Raw genomic sequence first — 16,970 nt, 5'->3', positions numbered from 1 at the left:
TCAGGAGAAATTCTCATGGCGACGAAAGTTGCGATCAATGGTTTCGGGCGTATCGGCCGGCTCGTCGCTCGCGCTATTCTCGAGCGGAACGATCACGATCTCGAACTGGTCTCGATCAACGATCTGGCTGACACCAAGTCAAATGCCCTGCTGTTCGGTTTCGACAGCACGCATGGCCGCTATCCCGGCACGGTCGAAACCGACGGCAACGACCTCGTCGTAGATGGCAAGCACATCCATGTGACTGCAGAGCGCGATCCCGGCAAGCTACCGCATAAGGCGAATGGCATCGACATCGTGCTCGAATGCACCGGCTTTTTCCAGTCCGACGAGGCGGCGCGGCCGCATCTTGCCGCCGGCGCCAAGAAGGTATTGATCTCTGCACCTGCGACGGGCGTTTCCAAGACCATCGTGTTCGGCGTCAATCAGGACACGCTGACGGCAGAGGACGATATCGTCTCTAACGCCAGCTGCACCACCAACTGCCTCGCTCCGGTGGCGAAGGTATTGCAGGACACTGTCGGGATTGAGCGTGGTTTCATGACCACGATCCACTCCTACACCAACGACCAGCGGATGCTCGACCAGATCCACAAGGACCTGCGCCGCGCCCGCGCTGGTGCGCAGAACATGATCCCCACCACCACCGGCGCCGCGCGCGCGGTCGGACTGGTGCTGCCCGAATTGAAGGGCAAGCTGGACGGATCATCGGTCCGCGTGCCGACCCCGAATGTCAGCCTGATCGACCTCGTCTTTACACCCGGTCGTGACACCACGGCAGAAGAGTTGAACGCCGCGCTGAAGGCGGCGGCCGAGGGCAAGATGAAGGGCGTACTCGACTTTACCGATCAACCGCTCGTCAGCTCCGACTTCAACCATTATCCGGCAAGCTCGACGGTCGACAGCCTCGAAACCGCGGTGCTCGAAGGCAAGCTGGGCCGGGTGGTCAGCTGGTATGATAACGAATGGGGCTTCTCCAACCGTATGATCGATACCGCCGGCGTGATGGCAGGCCTGTTGTAAGGGATATTTGCGTGGCTGCTTTCAAAACTCTCGACGATCTTCCGCAGGATCTTTCCGGGAAGGTCGCTCTCGTGCGCGTCGACCTCAACCTTCCGATGCAGGAAGGGCGGGCGTCCGATGTCACACGGGTGGAAGCGGTCAAGCCGACCATCCTCGAATTGAGCGGGCGCGGCGCCAAGGTGCTGCTGCTCGCCCATTTCGGTCGGCCCAAGGGACAGCGCCATTCGACCATGAGCACGAGCATGGTGCAGGGCGATGCCGAACGCGTGCTCGACCGAGAGATCATGTTCATTCCCGAGGTCATGGGCCCAGTAGTCGAACAGGCCGTCGGCATCCTTGGCGATGGCGACATCGGCCTGCTCGATAACGTCCGCTTCTGGCCGGGCGAGGAAGCCAACGATCCCGATTTCGCCAAGGGAATTGCGGCGGTCGGCGACTTCTACGTCAACGATGCGTTTTCTGCAGCCCACCGCGCCCATGCCTCGACCGAGGGGCTGGCGCATGTCCTGCCTGCCTATGCTGGACGGGCGATGGAAGCTGAACTTAAGGCGCTCGACTCCGCTCTCGGCAATCCGGAAACTCCGGTCGCCGCCGTGGTCGGGGGGGCCAAGGTTTCGAGCAAGCTCGATGTGCTGACCCACCTCGTCACCAAGGTTCAGCATCTCATCATCGGCGGCGGCATGGCCAACACCTTCCTCGCCGCGCGCGGGGTCGATGTCGGCAAGAGCCTGTGCGAACACGACCTGACCGAGACCGCCAACCGCATCATGGATGAGGCGGATCACGCGGGCTGCACGGTGCATCTCCCTTATGACGTGGTGGTAGCAAAGGAGTTCGCTGCCAACCCGCCTTCTGCTCGGACCTGCAATGTGCATGAGGTGGCCGACGATGAGATGATTCTCGACATCGGACCGCAAGCGACCGAAGCGCTTGCCGATGTGCTCAAGACTTGTCGCACGCTGGTGTGGAACGGCCCCTTGGGCGCCTTCGAAACGCCGCCTTTCGATACGGCGACCGTTGCCCTTGCCAAAACGGCGGCGGCGCTGACGCAGGATGGTTCGCTGACATCGGTCGCCGGTGGTGGAGATACGGTTGCGGCTCTGGCGCAGGCTGGCGTCACGCAGGATTTTACCTATATTTCAACTGCTGGCGGTGCGTTCCTCGAATGGATGGAGGGCAAGGAATTGCCCGGTGTCGCGGCACTTACGAACTGAATCGGCCCGTATCATGAGCGAGAATGAAGCGGTTGGCGCCACCGGTGGCCTCATGCCGGTCGAGGAGGGAGAGTTTGCCGGATGGTCGACGTGGCGCGGCGATGCTTTCGAGCAACGTGCAGGTCCGTTTTACGAAAAGATCGACGAGAATGGCGATCCCGTAACCGCCTTTCGTGCAGAGGCGCGCCACATGAACGGTAACGGGTTCATGCACGGCGGTTGCCTCATGACCTTTGCCGATTCGGCGCTGTTTACCATCGGCAAGCAAAGCATGGACGGCGGGCAGGGTGTGACGATGAACCTGTCGGCCGATTTCCTCGATTCGGTACGCGAAGGCCAGCTGGTGGAAGCGCGCGGGGAGGTCACTCGGGCAGGCGGCAAGACGGTCTATGCGCGCGGATTGGTCACCGCCGATGGCAAGCCGGTCTTGAGTTTCACCGGCATCATTCGCAAGATTTCACGCAAGAATTGAGATAATTATCGTCCAGTTTCGAGGCACAAATGAGCAAGCAGGCAGATGCCGGTTGCTCCCGTGCGCATGGCTGGCTAAGCGCCTATGCATACGAATGCATAGAGAGTGGGAACGACAATGAATTTCGATGAAATGCGCCAGCGCATTCATGCCGGCGAAGGTTTCATTGCCGCGCTCGACCAGTCGGGCGGTTCGACGCCCAAGGCGCTGCGCGGTTACGGCGTATCGGACGATGCCTGGAGCAGTGACGAGGAAATGTTCGCGCTGATCCACCAGATGCGCCAGCGGATCATCGAAGCGCCCAGCTTCGGCAATGGCAAGGTGATCGGAGCGATCCTGTTCGAAAAGACAATGGACGGCGAATCGGGCGGTAAGCCAGTTCCGACGCGGCTCGCCGAACGCGGCGTTGTTCCGTTTCTCAAGGTCGACAAGGGGCTGGAGGACGAAGCGCAGGGCGTCCAGCTGATGAAACCGATGCCGGGCCTCGAGGCACTGTGCGAGCGTGCGCGCGCCAAGGGCGTGTTCGGCACCAAGATGCGCAGCGTCATCAAGAGCGCCGATGCGGCGGGTATTGCCGCAATCGTCGAACAACAGTTTGCCGAGGGCAAGCGCATCCTTGGCACCGGGTTGATGCCGATTCTTGAACCCGAATACGACATCAAGGCCTCCGATCGCGCCGCGGGCGAAGACATTCTTCTGGCTGAAATCCTGCGTAATCTGGATGCGCTGGGCGAGGGTGAGCAGGTGATGCTCAAACTGTCCATCCCCGCAAAGGCCAATCACTATGCGTCGCTGATCAAGCACCCCAAGGTGCTGCGCGTGGTCGCACTGTCGGGTGGATACTCCACCGATGAAGCTTGCGCCAAGCTGGCCGACAATCCCGGTATGATCGCCAGCTTCAGCCGCGGTCTGCTGCAGGATCTGCGATGCAGCCAGTCGGACGAGGAATTTGACGCGACGCTGGGCGCCGCAATCGACGAAATCTACGCCGCCAGCATCGCCTGACGCATCAGCGCAATTCGTATCGGAAACGATAGGCTTCGGGCGTAATTTCCTTGCCCGAGTCTTTGGCAGGGTAGGCATCGGTCAAGGCGATCACGCGTCCATGCGTCCCATAAGTTTCGCCGAGCGTGATGTTGGCAGTGTCGCGCCAGCCTGCTCCGTCGATGCGCGTCTGGACGATCAGCCGTCCCGCCCAGACGCACTGGACCCCTTTGGCGCAACGGCTGTCTTCGATAATCTGGCGAGGCGTCACGACGATCTCGCCAAGCCTGATGGGCTGACCCAGCGCCACCATGCTGCCCTGAGGCGCAGGAACACCCTCTACATTCGGTGCGTCTGGAATCACCGCACATGCGGACAGGCCGAGGGCGACGGCGATCAGGCTTGCTAAGGCGTTATTTCGTCTCATCGAGCGATTGAGCATGTCGCACGCTTTCGCACTGCTGAATATCGACGAATGAGTTTCAAACCATTACGGAGCGCGTCGATGACCGATTGCCAGCTCTATCTTGTATCACCGCTCGATGTGTCCGGTGATTTTTCGAAGCGTCTTGCGAGTGCGCTCGATGCCGGTTCGGTGGCAGCCTTTCAGTTTCGGGTGAAGGGCATTGACCAGCATGAGGCAGCAAGGCTTGCTGGACCGTTGCAGGAAATCTGCGCCGCGCATGAAGTCGCTTTTATCGTGAATGACAGCGTATCACTCGCCAAGCGGATCGGTGCAGACGGTGTCCACCTGGGGCAGGGCGACGGCAACCCGCGTGAAGCGCGCGAAATACTAGGGCGAGAGGCGCAGATCGGTGTGACCTGTCACGACAGCCGCCATTTTGCGATGGAAGCGGGTGAGGCTGGGGCGGACTATGTCGCTTTCGGAAGTTTCTTTGCGAGTCCGACCAAGAATAGCGAACATCGACCGGAACCCGAATTGCTGAGCTGGTGGCAGGGTCTGTTTGAAATCCCATGTGTCGCCATCGGTGGAATCACGCCCGACAATTGCGGTCCGCTGGTTGCTGCGGGTGCCGATTTTCTCGCCGTATCCTCGGCTGTCTGGCAGGGGGATGAGGCAGCGAACATACAAGCCTTCCACCGGGCAATCGACGCGGCGGCTTCCCAAGCGCAATCCGATATGTAATTTCGCCCGCGCAAACAGCGGGAGACCACATCGATGGCGACGGTTCAACCAGACGGTGCAGGTCGCCGCGAGCTAACCTGGCGCGCATTGCTGCTGGGAGGGTTGCTGACCTTCGTTTTCACCGCTGCCAACGTCTATTTCGGACTTCGCGTTGGGCTGACCTTTTCGACGGCGCTGCCGGCAGCCGTGATTTCGATGGCACTGCTGCGCGGGTTCAAGGACAATTCGCTGGTCGAAAACAATATCACCCAGACACTCGCCAGTTCGGCGGGCGCAGTGGCCACGATGATCTTCGTCCTGCCGGGTCTCGTCATGGTGGGATGGTGGACAGATTTTCCTTATTGGACGACTGCTCTGACCTGTTTCCTCGGGGGCACCCTCGGTGTGATGATGTCGGTTCCGCTACGCCGCGCATTGGTCGTCAATTCAGACCTTCCCTACCCCGAAGGGATTGCCGGCGCCGAGGTGCTGCGCGTCGGCGGTCGGAGTGAAGCTGGTGCAGAGGAAAGCCGCTTCGGTCTACGGACGATGCTGTTTGGTGGCCTGCTCAGCGTCATCATGGCCGGACTGGTTGCGCTCAAGCTTGCCGCTTCCGAAATCGCACAGAATTTTCGTGTCGGCGGCGGCGCGACAGGCGTTTCATTCTCCGTTTCCATGGGCTTGATCGCCATCGGGCACCTTATCGGCCTTTCAGCGGGTATCGCCCTGTTTGTCGGTACGTTCATTTCATGGGGCGTGCTGCTGCCATGGCGAACGTCGCTGGTCGCTCCAGGCACGCCTGTCGGCGATCTGGTGTCGACTGTCTTTTCGAACGAGGTCCGCTTTATCGGTGCAGGCGCAATTGCGGTCGCATCGATCTGGACGCTGCTCAAGCTGCTCAAGCCGATTGCGGTCGGGCTGGCCGGGATCGTTGCAGCGGGCCGTGCCCGCAAGCAGGGCGGCGAACTCGCGATCACGGAACGCGACCTACCGGGATCTGTCGTGATCGGCAGCACTGTGGTTGCCCTTTTTCCGATTGCGTGGCTGTTGTGGCGCTTTGCCGAGGGCGGCCCGGTGGCGCAGGACTTTGTGCCTGCCCTGGTCGCCAGCCTGCTGTTCATTCTGGTAATCGGCGCGGTGGTATCGGCTGTGACCGGCTATATGGCCGGCCTTGTCGGCACCTCGAACAGCCCGGTCTCAGGCGTCGGTATTCTCTCAATCCTCGTTGCGGCGGTCATGATAGCCGCGCTGTTCCCCGGCCAGCATGATCCGGAAGCGACCAAAGCGCTGGTGGCTTACGCCTTGTTTGCCACTGCGTTTGTCTTCGGTATCGCGTTGGTGGCGAACGACAATTTGCAAGACCTCAAAACCGGCCAGCTGGTCGGATCGACGCCGTGGAAACAACAGCTCGCGCTGGTAATAGGCGTTACGGCGGGGAGCCTCGTGATCCCGCCGGTGCTCAACTTGCTGAATAAAACCATGGGTTTCGCCGGGATGCCAGGTGCAGGGCCGGATGCGCTGGCCGCACCGCAGGCCTCCCTGATATCGAGCCTTGCTCAAGGTGTACTTGGGGGCACCTTGCGCTGGGATCTCATCGCTTTGGGCGGGGTCATCATTGCCGCGATTATCCTCGTCGACGAGCTGCTTGGCATTCGCGAGCGCCGGATGGGCGGCAAAGGGCTGCGTCTGCCGCCGCTCGGTGTGGCGATGGGCATGTATCTGCCGATCTCGCTCATCCTGCCCACCGCCGTCGGTGCTGTGCTCGGACACATCTGGGACAAACGATCGGAAGCACATTCCCGCCCCGAATTCATGAAGCGCAGCGGGGTGTTGCTCGCGACCGGGATCATTGTGGGCGATAGCCTGTTCGGCCTCGGTTACGCCGCCGCCGTCGCGGGACTCGGCAGCGATCCTTTCGCAATCGTCGGCCCCGGTTTTGAATCCGCAGCCAAGATCGTGGGCCTGCTGGTCCTCGGCTTCCTGATGTGGCTGGGATACTCGCACACACGAAAGGCTGCGCTGAAAGTCCCCTGATCGGGCAGCGGATATTTTTCTCTCCTTACTCGTTAGCCAAGCTGATCTGTCGGAGAGAACAATATGCGTCATGCTATCGCTGCTATATCCGTGCTGGCCCTCTCAGCGTGCGGCATGAACGGCACGGATCGTTACAAGGACGAGAAGAGCGCAGGCGCCTCGCCCACAGCCTCATCGACCGTCTCGCTCGCCAGCCAGATCGGCTACCAGCCTTTCAGTGTCAGCAATCTCGCCGATACCATGGCGTCCAACGATGCTGCGTCTTATGCCAATGCCGCCGGTATGACGCCGACCGAGAACACCGATCCCGATTTCATCCCGGATTCCCAGAAGCGCCCGATCATGCAAACGCAGGTCGTGCTGGACCGACAGGGTTTCGGTCCGGGCGTGATAGATGGCAAGATGGGCATGTCGACCCATAATGCGCTCAGGGGATTCCAGGAGGCGCGTGGTCTTCCCGTGACCGGAGAACTCGACCAGGCCACCAAGGAAGCTGTTGCGCAGTGGAACAAGATCCCGGCAACCCGGGTGGTGACTATCCCGGCCAGCTGGGGGCAAATCGATTATAGGCTGATCCCCGATTCTCCTGAAGCGCAGGCCAAAATGACGCGCCTCGGTTATACCTCGCTGGATGAAAAGCTCGCCGAGCGGTTCCACACTACCCTCGACATCCTCAAGTCGCTGAACCCCGGAGGCAGGCCAGCAGGAGCGGGTGGCAGCTCCGTGGCTTCGCCGATGCCGACGCCTTCTCCATCGAGCAGCAGTTCCGGTTCGGCAACGGCGGACGCAAAGCCTGTTGCCAGTTACTTTTCGGCGGGGCAGCGGATTCGCGTGCCGAACATCGGCGCTGACCGGATAGCTCCCGACGCGGTATCGAATAGCGACTGGCAGAAGACCCTGGCATCGCTCGGCGTCGGGACCGACCAGCCCAAAGCCGCCAAGATCGTCGTCAGCAAGAGCAAGGACACGCTCAAAGTCTATGGCGTAAACGGCAAGCTTATCGCCGAATTTACCGATAGCTCGGGTTCGAGCCATGATCCGCTTCCGATAGGGGATTGGAAGATCAAGGGCGTCGATCACGACCCCAGCTTTTCGTTCAATCCCGACCTTCTTTGGGACGTACCGGACTCGGAATCGAAACAGCAGCTTCCACCAGGACCAAATGGTCCCGTCGGAGTGGTGTGGATCGCCTTGTCGAAGCCGCATTACGGCATTCATGGGACACCCGATCCACAATTGATCGGACGGACGCAAAGCCACGGTTGTGTCCGCCTCACGAACTGGGATGCGGCGCGACTGGCACAGATGGTGTCGACCAAAACCGAGGTGAAGTTTGTGGCATGAGCGACCGGGGCGCCTTGCGGATGGCCGATCGGATGCTGACGATCGTCATTACCGCAACGCTGACGAGCGCCATCTGGATCGTCGCCGGAAGCGGGCTGATCAGCAAGGTCGAAGAACCCCAAATCTCGCAGACCGAGGAAATCCCTACCGGCACTGCTGAGTTAACTTCGGTAAATGGACCGACAGCCGATCAGGGCGCGAATCGCAGTGCTGGAGCCAATACCGCCGCAAAGCTGATCATTCCGGTTTCGGGCGTTCGGGCCGATCAGTTGGTGGACAGTTTCTCGGACGGTCGCGGTGACGGGAGCCGCAAGCACGAAGCAATCGATATCATGGCTGCGCGCGGCACGCCTGTCTTCGCGGCGACATCGGGAACCGTCGAGAAGCTGTTCTTGTCCGATCTGGGCGGCAAGACGGTCTATGTTCGATCGCCTGATCGCCGGACGATCTACTATTATGCTCATCTGAACCAGTATGCGTCAGGCTTGAAAGAAAACCAGCAAGTCAGGCAGGGCCAAACGATTGGCTATGTCGGGAGCACGGGCGATGCATCGGCAAATGCTCCCCATCTGCATTTCGCGATTATGAAGACGTCGCCGGGTTCGAACTGGTGGGATCCGAAGCAGGCTGTCGACCCCTATCCCATCCTCATGGCTGATAGCCCCGACAACTCGCGTTAGCCGACGCGCGAGCAGCGGATGCTGCCATATGCGCCGGATTTGTCGATCTCACGCCACAGGCCGATCTTGTCGCGTTTGAACTTGCGATCCTTCAATGGACCACGGGTAAAGGTCAGCGAATTGCCGGCGAGAAGATAGGTGCCGCCGCCATTTTTAGTGGAATAGCTCGATCCACCCACGATCGAGAAGCTCAGCTGCGGATCTACGTCCACGCTCGGACCGGTCGCAACGCCGGGCGTACCGCAAGTGTAGCGGCCATGTTCGAGCGTGCCGAGCTGCCCGTCGGCCAAGGCAATTCCAGGCAGACTCGCAAAACCCAGGCCGAGTGCGATAATCAGAGGGCGGGATGATGTCATGGCAGTCCCTTATCTAGTGTTCCTTCATCTCTTGCGCCAGCCACCTTGCCCCGGGCTGACTGAAACGCTAAGTCGCGGCTCGCGAGCGGGCACGCCGTTGCGGCCCCTTACTCCCAAGCGAAGGCACGAGACATGAAGATCAGCGGCGTGGACATCCGTCCGGGCAATATCCTCGAATACGAAGGCGGCATCTGGAAGGTCGCCAAGATCCAGCATACCCAGCCGGGCAAGGGCGGGGCCTATATGCAGGTCGAGATGAAGAACCTGCAGGACGGCCGCAAGACCAACGTGCGCTTCCGCAGTGCCGACACCGTCGAACGCGTGCGTCTCGACACCAAGGATTTCCAGTTCCTCTACGAAGACGGCGACATGCTGGTGTTCATGGACAAGGACACTTACGAGCAGATCAACCTGCCGTCGGACCTGCTGGGCGATGCGCGGCCCTTCCTGCAGGACGGAATGGAAGTGATGCTGGAACTGTGGGAAGAAAAGCCGATTTCGGTCGAGCTTCCCGCGCAGATCGAGGCCACTATCGTCGAGGCCGATGCGGTGGTGAAGGGGCAGACCGCTTCTTCCAGCTACAAGCCTGCGGTGCTCGATAACGGCGTGCGCATCATGGTCCCGCCGCATATCGAAAGCGGTACGCGGATCGTGGTCGACGTTTATGAACAGGCTTACGTCGGCAAGGCCAACTGAGGCCGAACGGGACAGGCGACAGACAATGGCAGCAGTTTCTGGTCTCATCCGCGTGATGGAGAAAGCCGCACGCAAGGCGGGCGGCAGGCTTCGGCGCGATTTCGGCGAAGTCGAACATCTGCAGGTGAGCCGCAAGGGTCCTGCGGATTTCGTGTCCAAGGCGGATATGCGCTCGGAGCGCACGATTTACGACGAACTGCTCGCTGCGCGACCCGGCTGGGGGTTCGTGATGGAAGAGGCAGGGGTCATCGAAGGCGATCCCGACAAGCCACGCTGGATCGTCGATCCGTTGGACGGGACCAGCAACTTTCTCCATGGCATCCCGCATTTTTCTATTTCCATCGCTGCGCAGGAACCGCGCCTGGATGGCAAGGGGTGGGGCGATGTCGTGGCAGGCGTAGTTTACCAGCCGATCACCGACGAAACCTTCTGGGCGGAAAAGAGCCGCGGCGCATGGCTGCATGACGGGCGACTGCGGGTGTCTTCACGTAGCCAGCTTGCCGATGCGCTCATCGCCACCGGCATTCCTTATGGTGGACACGGCGATTTTTCCCAATGGACCAGGATTTTCGCCACGATCGGACCGCAAGTTGCCGGGATCAGGCGCTATGGTGCCGCTTCGCTCGACCTGGCTTGGCTGGCAGCAGGACGGTTCGATGGCTTCTGGGAAAGCGATTTGAGTGACTGGGACACGGCGGCAGGCTGCTTGATCGTACGCGAGGCCGGCGGTTTCGTATCGGATTTCAAGGGTCGCAGCGCGCCGATTCATTCGGCGCAGGTACTTGCAGGCAACGATACATTGCACTCCCGGCTTCATAAGTTGCTCGTTTCCGCGCTCAAGGCGTAATGATTTGACAGAAAGCCGGGGGAAACGGTTAATTTGATCTAACCGCGTTTGCTCATGCGGAACTAAACATGCGTATCTTAAGTTGGGTGGTACATTGCCCTTCGGAGTCGCAAGCCGATGAACATATGCATCGCGTTGATAGTGGTTGCAGGTTTGAGTTACGGTACTCAGTCATCGGCCCGGACGTCACAGGTCGAAGCGAAGCATAAGACATCGAAAGACGCGTTCGATCTAGCACGTATTAAGCAAGTCGTCGCGCGAGCACGACAAAGCGATAGAATGCCCAATCCACAATTGCCGCAGGGCACCGATATTCGTTTGGTCGCATTTCAAGCGCCCGAAATCGATCTGCGTTTGGTTGACGGCGGCCCGGTGATGACGATGGGTGCTTTGGGTAGCCGCTACAAGAATATGCCCAGTCTGGTGCATGTTGGGATGGCTTGGGATTTCTGAAAATTTTCGTTGCGCTTGAATGCTGCGCAGCAAGTCGCTAAGCGCCGCGCTCGCCCAGTGCGAGCCTCCGTGGCGGAATTGGTAGACGCGCTCGACTCAAAATCGAGTTTCTAACGAAGTGCCGGTTCGAGTCCGGCCGGGGGTACCACGGCTTGAGCGATCAGCGCGATCCTGTAGGCTCTTCCTTGTACTCGATCAGTGTAGCCGGTTTGTGCGCTCGCTTGTCCGCCCGGTAATCCAGCCATCCACGCAATTGCGCTGCTTTGGCGATCATCATAAGGCAAGCCCACTTGAAGCTACCCGAGACACCTAGTCGATGGGCCTTGCTGCGGGTCAGGCGCAATATCTGAACTATCACCAGCGCGACGGGCAGAACGGCTATGACGCTCAGAGTGAGGTTTCGCGATATCAGTAACACGACAAACCCGATCAGGGCAGTCAGATTTGCGAGCGTCCAGAAGCCCGCGCTATGCAGCAGGCGACGCCATGAGGGATCGGCGGCCTCACCATGCAAATCGACTAGTCGTGCAACGCCATAACCGGTTCTTTTGGAGCGCTTCCACCACTGTCCGATGCGATCGATAGCGACATCGTGCCAGGTCATTTCCTTCCCATTTGACCAGATTTTCCAGCCCTTCTGGCGCATCCTCAGGCACATGTCCGGCTCTTCGCCCGCGATAAGTTCGTCGTTATAACCAACGACATCGCGCAGAGCGGTAACGCGAAACAAGGCGTCGCCACCGCAAGAATTGACCTCGCCCGCCGGAACGTCCCACTCGTCATCGCAGGCCAGATGGTATGCGTTGCGGTTGGGATAGCGTTCTCGTCGACGTCCGAAAACCACTGCGCGTTGCAGGTCGGCCGCAAGATCTGCCCGAGCGGTGTCGATCCATCCATCGCGAACTTCGCAATCGCCGTCGACCGCCTGGATGTATTCAAGTGCAGGGTCACGTCCGAGCAGGTGGTCGATTCCAGCGTTGCGGGCGCGGGCGGCAGAAAAGCCCTTCGAGAGGTCGAGGTTGACCACATCGAAACCGAGTTCACATGCCAATCCACAACTGTCGTCGGTAGAGCCTGAATCGACATAAACTCTCACGGGGACATTCTGGAGCGAGGTAAGACATTTTCGCAGACGTTCGCCTTCGTTTCGGCCGATCACGACCACGCCGATGCTTGCTTCATCCATAGTTTCGGCCATAGGTAATCCCGGTTGGTAGGTCTATCTGTCGAAAGCAACAGTCCAGAAGCTGGACGCGTAGCGCCCATTTTTTAAGACTCTGCCTGCATTGGGCGAGGATGTGGCAAAACATCACGGGCTTGCTGTATTAATCGGCATTCGGATCGATCACTGCCATGCCGCATAATTCGTTACATCAGCACCGAAGGGCAATCGCCAGTTTATGAGCTTACGTATTCTTTTCGCCCTTCCCGGATTGCACCGTGTTGGGCGTGGAGCTGAGATCGCCCTGATGTCGGTGGCGAGTGAGCTCGCAAAGGGAGGGGACAAGGTTACGCTGATCGGTTCAGGAGAGCCGAGTGAAGGAACGCCCTACAAGTTCCTTCATTCAGGTGCGCTCCCACGTGGCCTGTTCGAACGGTTTCCGAAATTGCCGACGTTGCGCAATGAAACGGCCTATGAAGAACTAACCTTTCTCCCGGGGTTTCTGTGGCAATACAACCCGTCTGATTATGACATCACCGTCGCCTGTTCCTATCCCTTCGTTCAATGGGCATTGCGCCGACCTTCGGGTGGTGAGCGCCCTGCGCATATATTCGTAACCCAGAATGGCGACTGGCCGGTTCATTCGAACAAGTCCGAATACCGTTTTTTTTCCTGCGACGGGGTGATCTGCATAAATCCCGACTATTACGAGACGGCACGCTCGCTGTGGCGGGCGGCGTTGATTCCTAATGGCGTGGCGGTTGACCACTTTACGCCCGGACCAGGCGACCGCGCGAAGTTCGGTTTACCGGAGGGCAAGCGACTGGTCCTTATGGTCAGCGCCCTTATCGCCAGTAAGCGGGTGGACGAAGGAATTCGAGCGATTGCGCAATTGCCGGATGTTCACCTGGTCTGTGCTGGCGACGGACCGGAACGAGCTGCAATCGATCGACTGGCGGCAGAATTGCTACCGGGTCGCTTCACCCGCCTGACCGCTGCCCCTGCGGACATGCCGCTGCTTTATCGCTCCTGCGATGCCTTCCTGCATCTGTCTCTCGACGAATCCTTTGGCAACGTGTTTGTCGAAGCGCTTGCCTGCGGGCTACCGGTGGTGGCAGAAGATTGGGAGCGCACGCGCTGGATCGTAGGCGACGATCAGTTTCTCTGTAATACGAGGGACCAGAATGCTCTGGCGGAGCAAATCGAGCAGTCGTTGGCACCGGGTGAGGCGCATGCAGAGATCGGGCGTGAACGTGCCCAACAGTTTTCCTGGGCCAATGTCGCCACCCAGTATCGCGACTTCTTCGAGCAGGTGATTGCAGCGCGTCGTTCGAGCGCAGACTAGAAGACCTCTAGGTTGGCTTTTTCAGGCACATAGTGTCGAAAAAGCTCGACCAGTTTGGCTGTCTCGATGCTCGCTGAGTGGCGTTCCCAAGCCCGGGAGCGGGCTGCATCGCCCATTTGGGCCAGCTCTTCCTCGCTCAGCGCAAGGAATTTCTCGATTGCCTCTGCTAGCGCATCCACGTCGCTTGCTGGGACGAGAAAGCCATCGATTCGGTCTCGTACCAGCTCCGGGATGCCCGTAATGCGGGTCGAGATTACGGGACGGCGGCGAGCCATGGCTTCCATGATGCCAACCGGAAGCCCCTCAATAAAGCTTGCCAGCACCATTCCACGCGATTTCTCCAGCAGATCGACGATTTCTTGCGTGTTCACCCAGCCGGTAATCCGCACATTGTTCTGCAAGCCGGCCGTCGCAATAGCCTGTTCGATATCTCCGCGCATTTCTCCATCACCGGCTAGCACCAGCTTGAATTCTACCCCATGGTCTTGCAGCGCGGCCATCGCCCGGATGAGGATCAATTGCCCTTTTTGTTCGCATAGCCTACCCACGCACACCAATGTGTCATTGGCCGGAGGAGCGGTGGTAGGCAATTCCTCAAAACGTGGATCGATTGTGCAGTGGACGATATGAACTTTTGACCATGCGGCAGGCTCGGTGGAGCGATAGACCTGAGCACGGCAAAAGCTACTCACCGCCACGATGAACGTCGCATCGGCGATTTTTTCGCGCAGCTTCCATTGATAGGGTTTGTCGAACTCTTCAGAACCATGAATGGTGAAGCTGAAGGGTGGTCCGCCAAGCTTGCGAATAAGCATAGCGACAGCGGCGGCGTTGCTGCCGAAATGGGCGTGGACGTGGGATACTTTATCCTTTGTAACCCAGCGCAGAACAAGGCAGGCTTCGGCGAGATAGATCAAATGAATCAGGACCCCCCGTTCCCCTCCGCGCGAAAGTTGCCACGCGGTTGCGAGAGCTTGGAAAAAGCGGGTAGGTCGGCTCAGTAAGGCAAGCGCTATCGCAGCCAGGATCGCGGCAGCGCCACCTTTCAGAACATAGCGTGTGCGCTTACGCTCCTGTTTGTCGAGCGGATCGACCAGTTCGGCGTCCCATCCGCGCATGGCGATGCGCTCCACCGAAATGCCCATCTCTTCCAGCGCAAGGATTTCCGTGCGGATGAAAGTATGGCTGACTTTGGGATATTGGTTGACGAGATAGGCGATCTTCATTGTCGTCCAATACCTTCGGTGGTTGGTGGCGCGGCTGCTATCACCGGGGCGAATGGCTGTCTACACACCCAACTGTCCCGGACGACGGCGCTTCTATCTTGCACCGCCAGACTGGCGATCAGTCAAATTCGCTTGTAATCCCCGTCCCATGGTGGGATTCAGCTGATCGAACCATGCCAGGCTTGCCATCCTATCACGCGCTAGCGGCCATGGTCGTTACGATCGCCATGTTTATCGCCTTTGCGCGTGGGCGGATGGCGGTAGAAATCATTTCCTTGTTGACGATCGCGGTGATTGCGGTCGGGCTCTATTTCTTTCCCCTGCCCGGCGATGCGCCGACGCAAGGGCTGCAACTGGCCTTCTCCGGCTTTGGTCATTATGCGCTCATCACGATTTGCGCATTGATGATCATGGGGCGGGGCCTGGTTGTCACCGGCGCGCTCGATCCGGCGGCACGGTTGCTCGAACGTGTGTTCAAGTTCAACGGCCAGATCGGTTTGCTCCTATCTCTTTGTGCAGCCTTACTGCTCTCCATGGCAGTCAACGACACGCCGGTGCTGGTGTTGCTGTTGCCGATCTTCGTGCAATTGGCTGCGCGGGGAGGGTTGCCTGCATCCAAGACACTGATCCCGCTCAACGCCGCCGTGCTGATTGGCGGCATGGCGACCACGATCGGAACCTCGACCAATATTCTGGTAGTCTCGATCGCGCGCGATCTTGGGATGCGCAGCTTGAGCGTGTTCCATTTCACTCCGATCGTCATGGTCGCCGCCTTGGTTGCTCTGCCGTATCTGTGGCTCGTCGCCCCGAGAATGCTCGGCGATAATACCGTTGCCCAAATACACGTGAAACGCCGCTTCCACACGCGCCTGCGGGTGACTGAGGGCAGCACGCTCAACGGGCGGGAACTGGCGGAGATCATCCCGCGCCTGCCCAACGAAATCGAGTTTCACGAACCGCCTCTGGGTCTTCTCAAACCGCAGCAGCGACTGGCGATGTCGGGGCCGCATGACGCTCTGGAGGAAGCAATCCGTTTCCTGCGTGGGGAGGCGGCACCGGGCTGGGTGCTCGACCGTATTCGCCAGCAAAGTCAGGATTCAAGTTCCGATGTGATGGTGGTTGAAATGACTGTCACGGGTGATTCGCGACTGATCAATCGCACCCTGCCGACTTCGGGTATCGCGGATCTTTACGGCGTTGCGGTGATCGGCATCCATCGACCCGAGCGTCTTTTGGGTGGGCAGGATCAATACAGCGCCGGAGGTGACTTGCGTATCGCGGAAGGCGATGTGCTGCTGGTGATGGGTGCGCCGGAGGATCTGGAAGCCTTCGCCCGCGGGGATAGCCTGCTCCAGCTCGAAGGTGCGCGCGAATTGCCGCGCCGGTCCAAGGCGGTGCTTGCCGGGGTTATCATGCTGGGAACGGTGGGGCTCGCTTCGGTGGGCTTGCTGCCGATCGCCATTTCCGCGCTTGCCGGGGCGATCCTGATGTTTGTGACCGGGTGCGTGAAGTTCGACCGCGTCGGTCGGGCGCTCTCCGCCAAGGTGATCGTGCTGGTGGCCGCCTCGATCGCGGTAGGGCGGATCATCGACGACAGCGGGGCGGCCGACTGGCTGGGTCATCTCATGGCTTATGGCTTGCAATATCTGAGCCCGGCTGCGGTGCTTGCTGTCATCATGCTGTTCGTGACGTTGCTGACCAATTTCGCATCCAACGCGACAGCGGCTACTGTCGGCACGCCCATCGCCTTTTCGATCGCCCAACGCCTCGGGCTGCCGCCTGAGCCTCTGGTGCTGGCCGTGCTGTTCGGCTGCAACCTGTGTTACGCGACACCGATCGCTTACCAGACCAACATGTTGATCATGGCGGAGGGATCATACGAGTTCAAAGACTACATCCGCACCGGGGTGCCTCTGGTGCTAATCATGGTCGCGGTGCTTTCGATCACGCTGGTGATGACCTACCACCTTTGACCATCGGTATTACGGCCGCCGGGACATCCTCTCCC

17 protein-coding genes and 1 tRNA gene are annotated in these 16,970 nt (G+C 59.6%); 14 read left to right on the top strand and 4 right to left on the bottom strand.

What is annotated here, in order from left to right; translation table 11 throughout:
- The first annotated feature begins 15 nt into the window (after nucleotides 1-15).
- The 4 genes from gap to GRI58_RS07215 all read left to right on the top strand — a co-directional run bounded on the left by gap (nucleotide 16) and on the right by GRI58_RS07215 (nucleotide 3,714).
- Entirely contained in the window at nucleotides 16-1,023 is a 1,008-nt protein-coding gene (gap, locus tag GRI58_RS07230; protein WP_160752904.1) for a type I glyceraldehyde-3-phosphate dehydrogenase, read from the top strand.
- Between the two features lie 11 nt (nucleotides 1,024-1,034).
- Entirely contained in the window at nucleotides 1,035-2,237 is a 1,203-nt protein-coding gene (locus GRI58_RS07225) for a phosphoglycerate kinase (protein ID WP_160752903.1), read from the top strand.
- Nucleotides 2,238-2,250: 13 nt separating this feature from the next.
- Nucleotides 2,251-2,709 carry a PaaI family thioesterase gene (locus tag GRI58_RS07220; RefSeq protein ID WP_160752902.1) on the top strand — a complete coding sequence of 153 codons (459 nt, stop codon included), beginning with the start codon at nucleotides 2,251-2,253 and terminating at the stop codon, nucleotides 2,707-2,709.
- Nucleotides 2,710-2,826: 117 nt separating this feature from the next.
- Complete coding sequence (locus GRI58_RS07215) at nucleotides 2,827-3,714, top strand: fructose bisphosphate aldolase (RefSeq protein ID WP_160752901.1); 888 nt, start codon at nucleotides 2,827-2,829, stop codon at nucleotides 3,712-3,714.
- Nucleotides 3,715-3,718: 4 nt separating this feature from the next.
- On the opposite strand, the gene GRI58_RS07210 is transcribed toward GRI58_RS07215, so the two are convergent.
- The gene (locus GRI58_RS07210) at nucleotides 3,719-4,120 is read right to left on the bottom strand and encodes a hypothetical protein (protein ID WP_160752900.1); all 402 of its coding nucleotides are present in this window, start codon (nucleotides 4,118-4,120) and stop codon (nucleotides 3,719-3,721) included.
- A gap of 78 nt (nucleotides 4,121-4,198) precedes the next feature.
- On the opposite strand from GRI58_RS07210, the gene thiE reads away from it, so the two are divergent.
- From thiE to GRI58_RS07190, 4 genes are all read left to right on the top strand, one after another.
- Nucleotides 4,199-4,840, top strand: a complete 642-nt coding sequence (gene thiE / locus GRI58_RS07205; RefSeq protein ID WP_237452161.1) for a thiamine phosphate synthase — start codon at nucleotides 4,199-4,201, stop codon at nucleotides 4,838-4,840.
- A 33-nt stretch (nucleotides 4,841-4,873) separates the two neighbouring features.
- On the top strand, nucleotides 4,874-6,853 hold the full coding sequence (locus tag GRI58_RS07200; RefSeq protein WP_160752898.1) for an OPT family oligopeptide transporter: 1,980 nt from the start codon (nucleotides 4,874-4,876) through the stop codon (nucleotides 6,851-6,853).
- Nucleotides 6,854-6,967: 114 nt separating this feature from the next.
- Nucleotides 6,968-8,197 carry a L,D-transpeptidase family protein gene (locus tag GRI58_RS07195; protein WP_237452160.1) on the top strand — a complete coding sequence of 410 codons (1,230 nt, stop codon included), beginning with the start codon at nucleotides 6,968-6,970 and terminating at the stop codon, nucleotides 8,195-8,197.
- Nucleotides 8,194-8,877, top strand: a complete 684-nt coding sequence (locus GRI58_RS07190; protein ID WP_202386855.1) for a M23 family metallopeptidase — start codon at nucleotides 8,194-8,196, stop codon at nucleotides 8,875-8,877. The genes GRI58_RS07195 and GRI58_RS07190 overlap by 4 nt, the downstream gene beginning before the upstream one ends.
- On the opposite strand, the gene GRI58_RS07185 is transcribed toward GRI58_RS07190, so the two are convergent.
- Complete coding sequence (locus GRI58_RS07185) at nucleotides 8,874-9,233, bottom strand: elongation factor P (protein WP_160752896.1); 360 nt, start codon at nucleotides 9,231-9,233, stop codon at nucleotides 8,874-8,876. The two genes, GRI58_RS07190 and GRI58_RS07185, sit on opposite strands and share 4 nt — an antisense overlap.
- Before the next feature lie 132 nt (nucleotides 9,234-9,365).
- Between GRI58_RS07185 and efp the strand changes: the two genes are divergently transcribed.
- The 4 genes from efp to GRI58_RS07165 all read left to right on the top strand — a co-directional run bounded on the left by efp (nucleotide 9,366) and on the right by GRI58_RS07165 (nucleotide 11,377).
- Nucleotides 9,366-9,929, top strand: coding sequence for an elongation factor P (gene efp / locus GRI58_RS07180; RefSeq protein ID WP_160752895.1), 564 nt, complete (start codon nucleotides 9,366-9,368; stop codon nucleotides 9,927-9,929).
- 25 nt (nucleotides 9,930-9,954) lie between these two features.
- Nucleotides 9,955-10,776: an inositol monophosphatase family protein gene (locus GRI58_RS07175; protein ID WP_160752894.1), complete on the top strand. Its 822-nt coding sequence runs from the start codon at nucleotides 9,955-9,957 to the stop codon at nucleotides 10,774-10,776.
- Between the two features lie 279 nt (nucleotides 10,777-11,055).
- Nucleotides 11,056-11,229 carry a hypothetical protein gene (locus GRI58_RS15640; protein WP_237452159.1) on the top strand — a complete coding sequence of 58 codons (174 nt, stop codon included), beginning with the start codon at nucleotides 11,056-11,058 and terminating at the stop codon, nucleotides 11,227-11,229.
- Between the two features lie 63 nt (nucleotides 11,230-11,292).
- Nucleotides 11,293-11,377 (top strand) — tRNA-Leu (locus GRI58_RS07165).
- Between the two features lie 12 nt (nucleotides 11,378-11,389).
- On the opposite strand, the gene GRI58_RS07160 is transcribed toward GRI58_RS07165, so the two are convergent.
- Nucleotides 11,390-12,427, bottom strand: a complete 1,038-nt coding sequence (locus tag GRI58_RS07160) for a glycosyltransferase family 2 protein (protein ID WP_160752892.1) — start codon at nucleotides 12,425-12,427, stop codon at nucleotides 11,390-11,392.
- Between the two features lie 271 nt (nucleotides 12,428-12,698).
- On the opposite strand from GRI58_RS07160, the gene GRI58_RS07155 reads away from it, so the two are divergent.
- Nucleotides 12,699-13,736: a glycosyltransferase family 4 protein gene (locus GRI58_RS07155; RefSeq protein ID WP_202386854.1), complete on the top strand. Its 1,038-nt coding sequence runs from the start codon at nucleotides 12,699-12,701 to the stop codon at nucleotides 13,734-13,736.
- Here GRI58_RS07155 and GRI58_RS07150 read toward each other — a convergent pair.
- Nucleotides 13,733-14,962, bottom strand: a complete 1,230-nt coding sequence (locus GRI58_RS07150; RefSeq protein ID WP_160752890.1) for a glycosyltransferase family 4 protein — start codon at nucleotides 14,960-14,962, stop codon at nucleotides 13,733-13,735. The two genes, GRI58_RS07155 and GRI58_RS07150, sit on opposite strands and share 4 nt — an antisense overlap.
- 209 nt (nucleotides 14,963-15,171) lie before the next feature.
- Between GRI58_RS07150 and GRI58_RS07145 the strand changes: the two genes are divergently transcribed.
- Nucleotides 15,172-16,935 carry an SLC13 family permease gene (locus GRI58_RS07145; RefSeq protein WP_337190909.1) on the top strand — a complete coding sequence of 588 codons (1,764 nt, stop codon included), beginning with the start codon at nucleotides 15,172-15,174 and terminating at the stop codon, nucleotides 16,933-16,935.
- Nucleotides 16,936-16,970: the final 35 nt, after the last annotated feature.

Source organism: Qipengyuania algicida (assembly GCF_009828025.1).
Classification (GTDB): Bacteria; Pseudomonadota; Alphaproteobacteria; order Sphingomonadales; family Sphingomonadaceae; genus Qipengyuania; species Qipengyuania algicida.
This window is presented reverse-complemented; position numbering and strand designations above follow the sequence as displayed.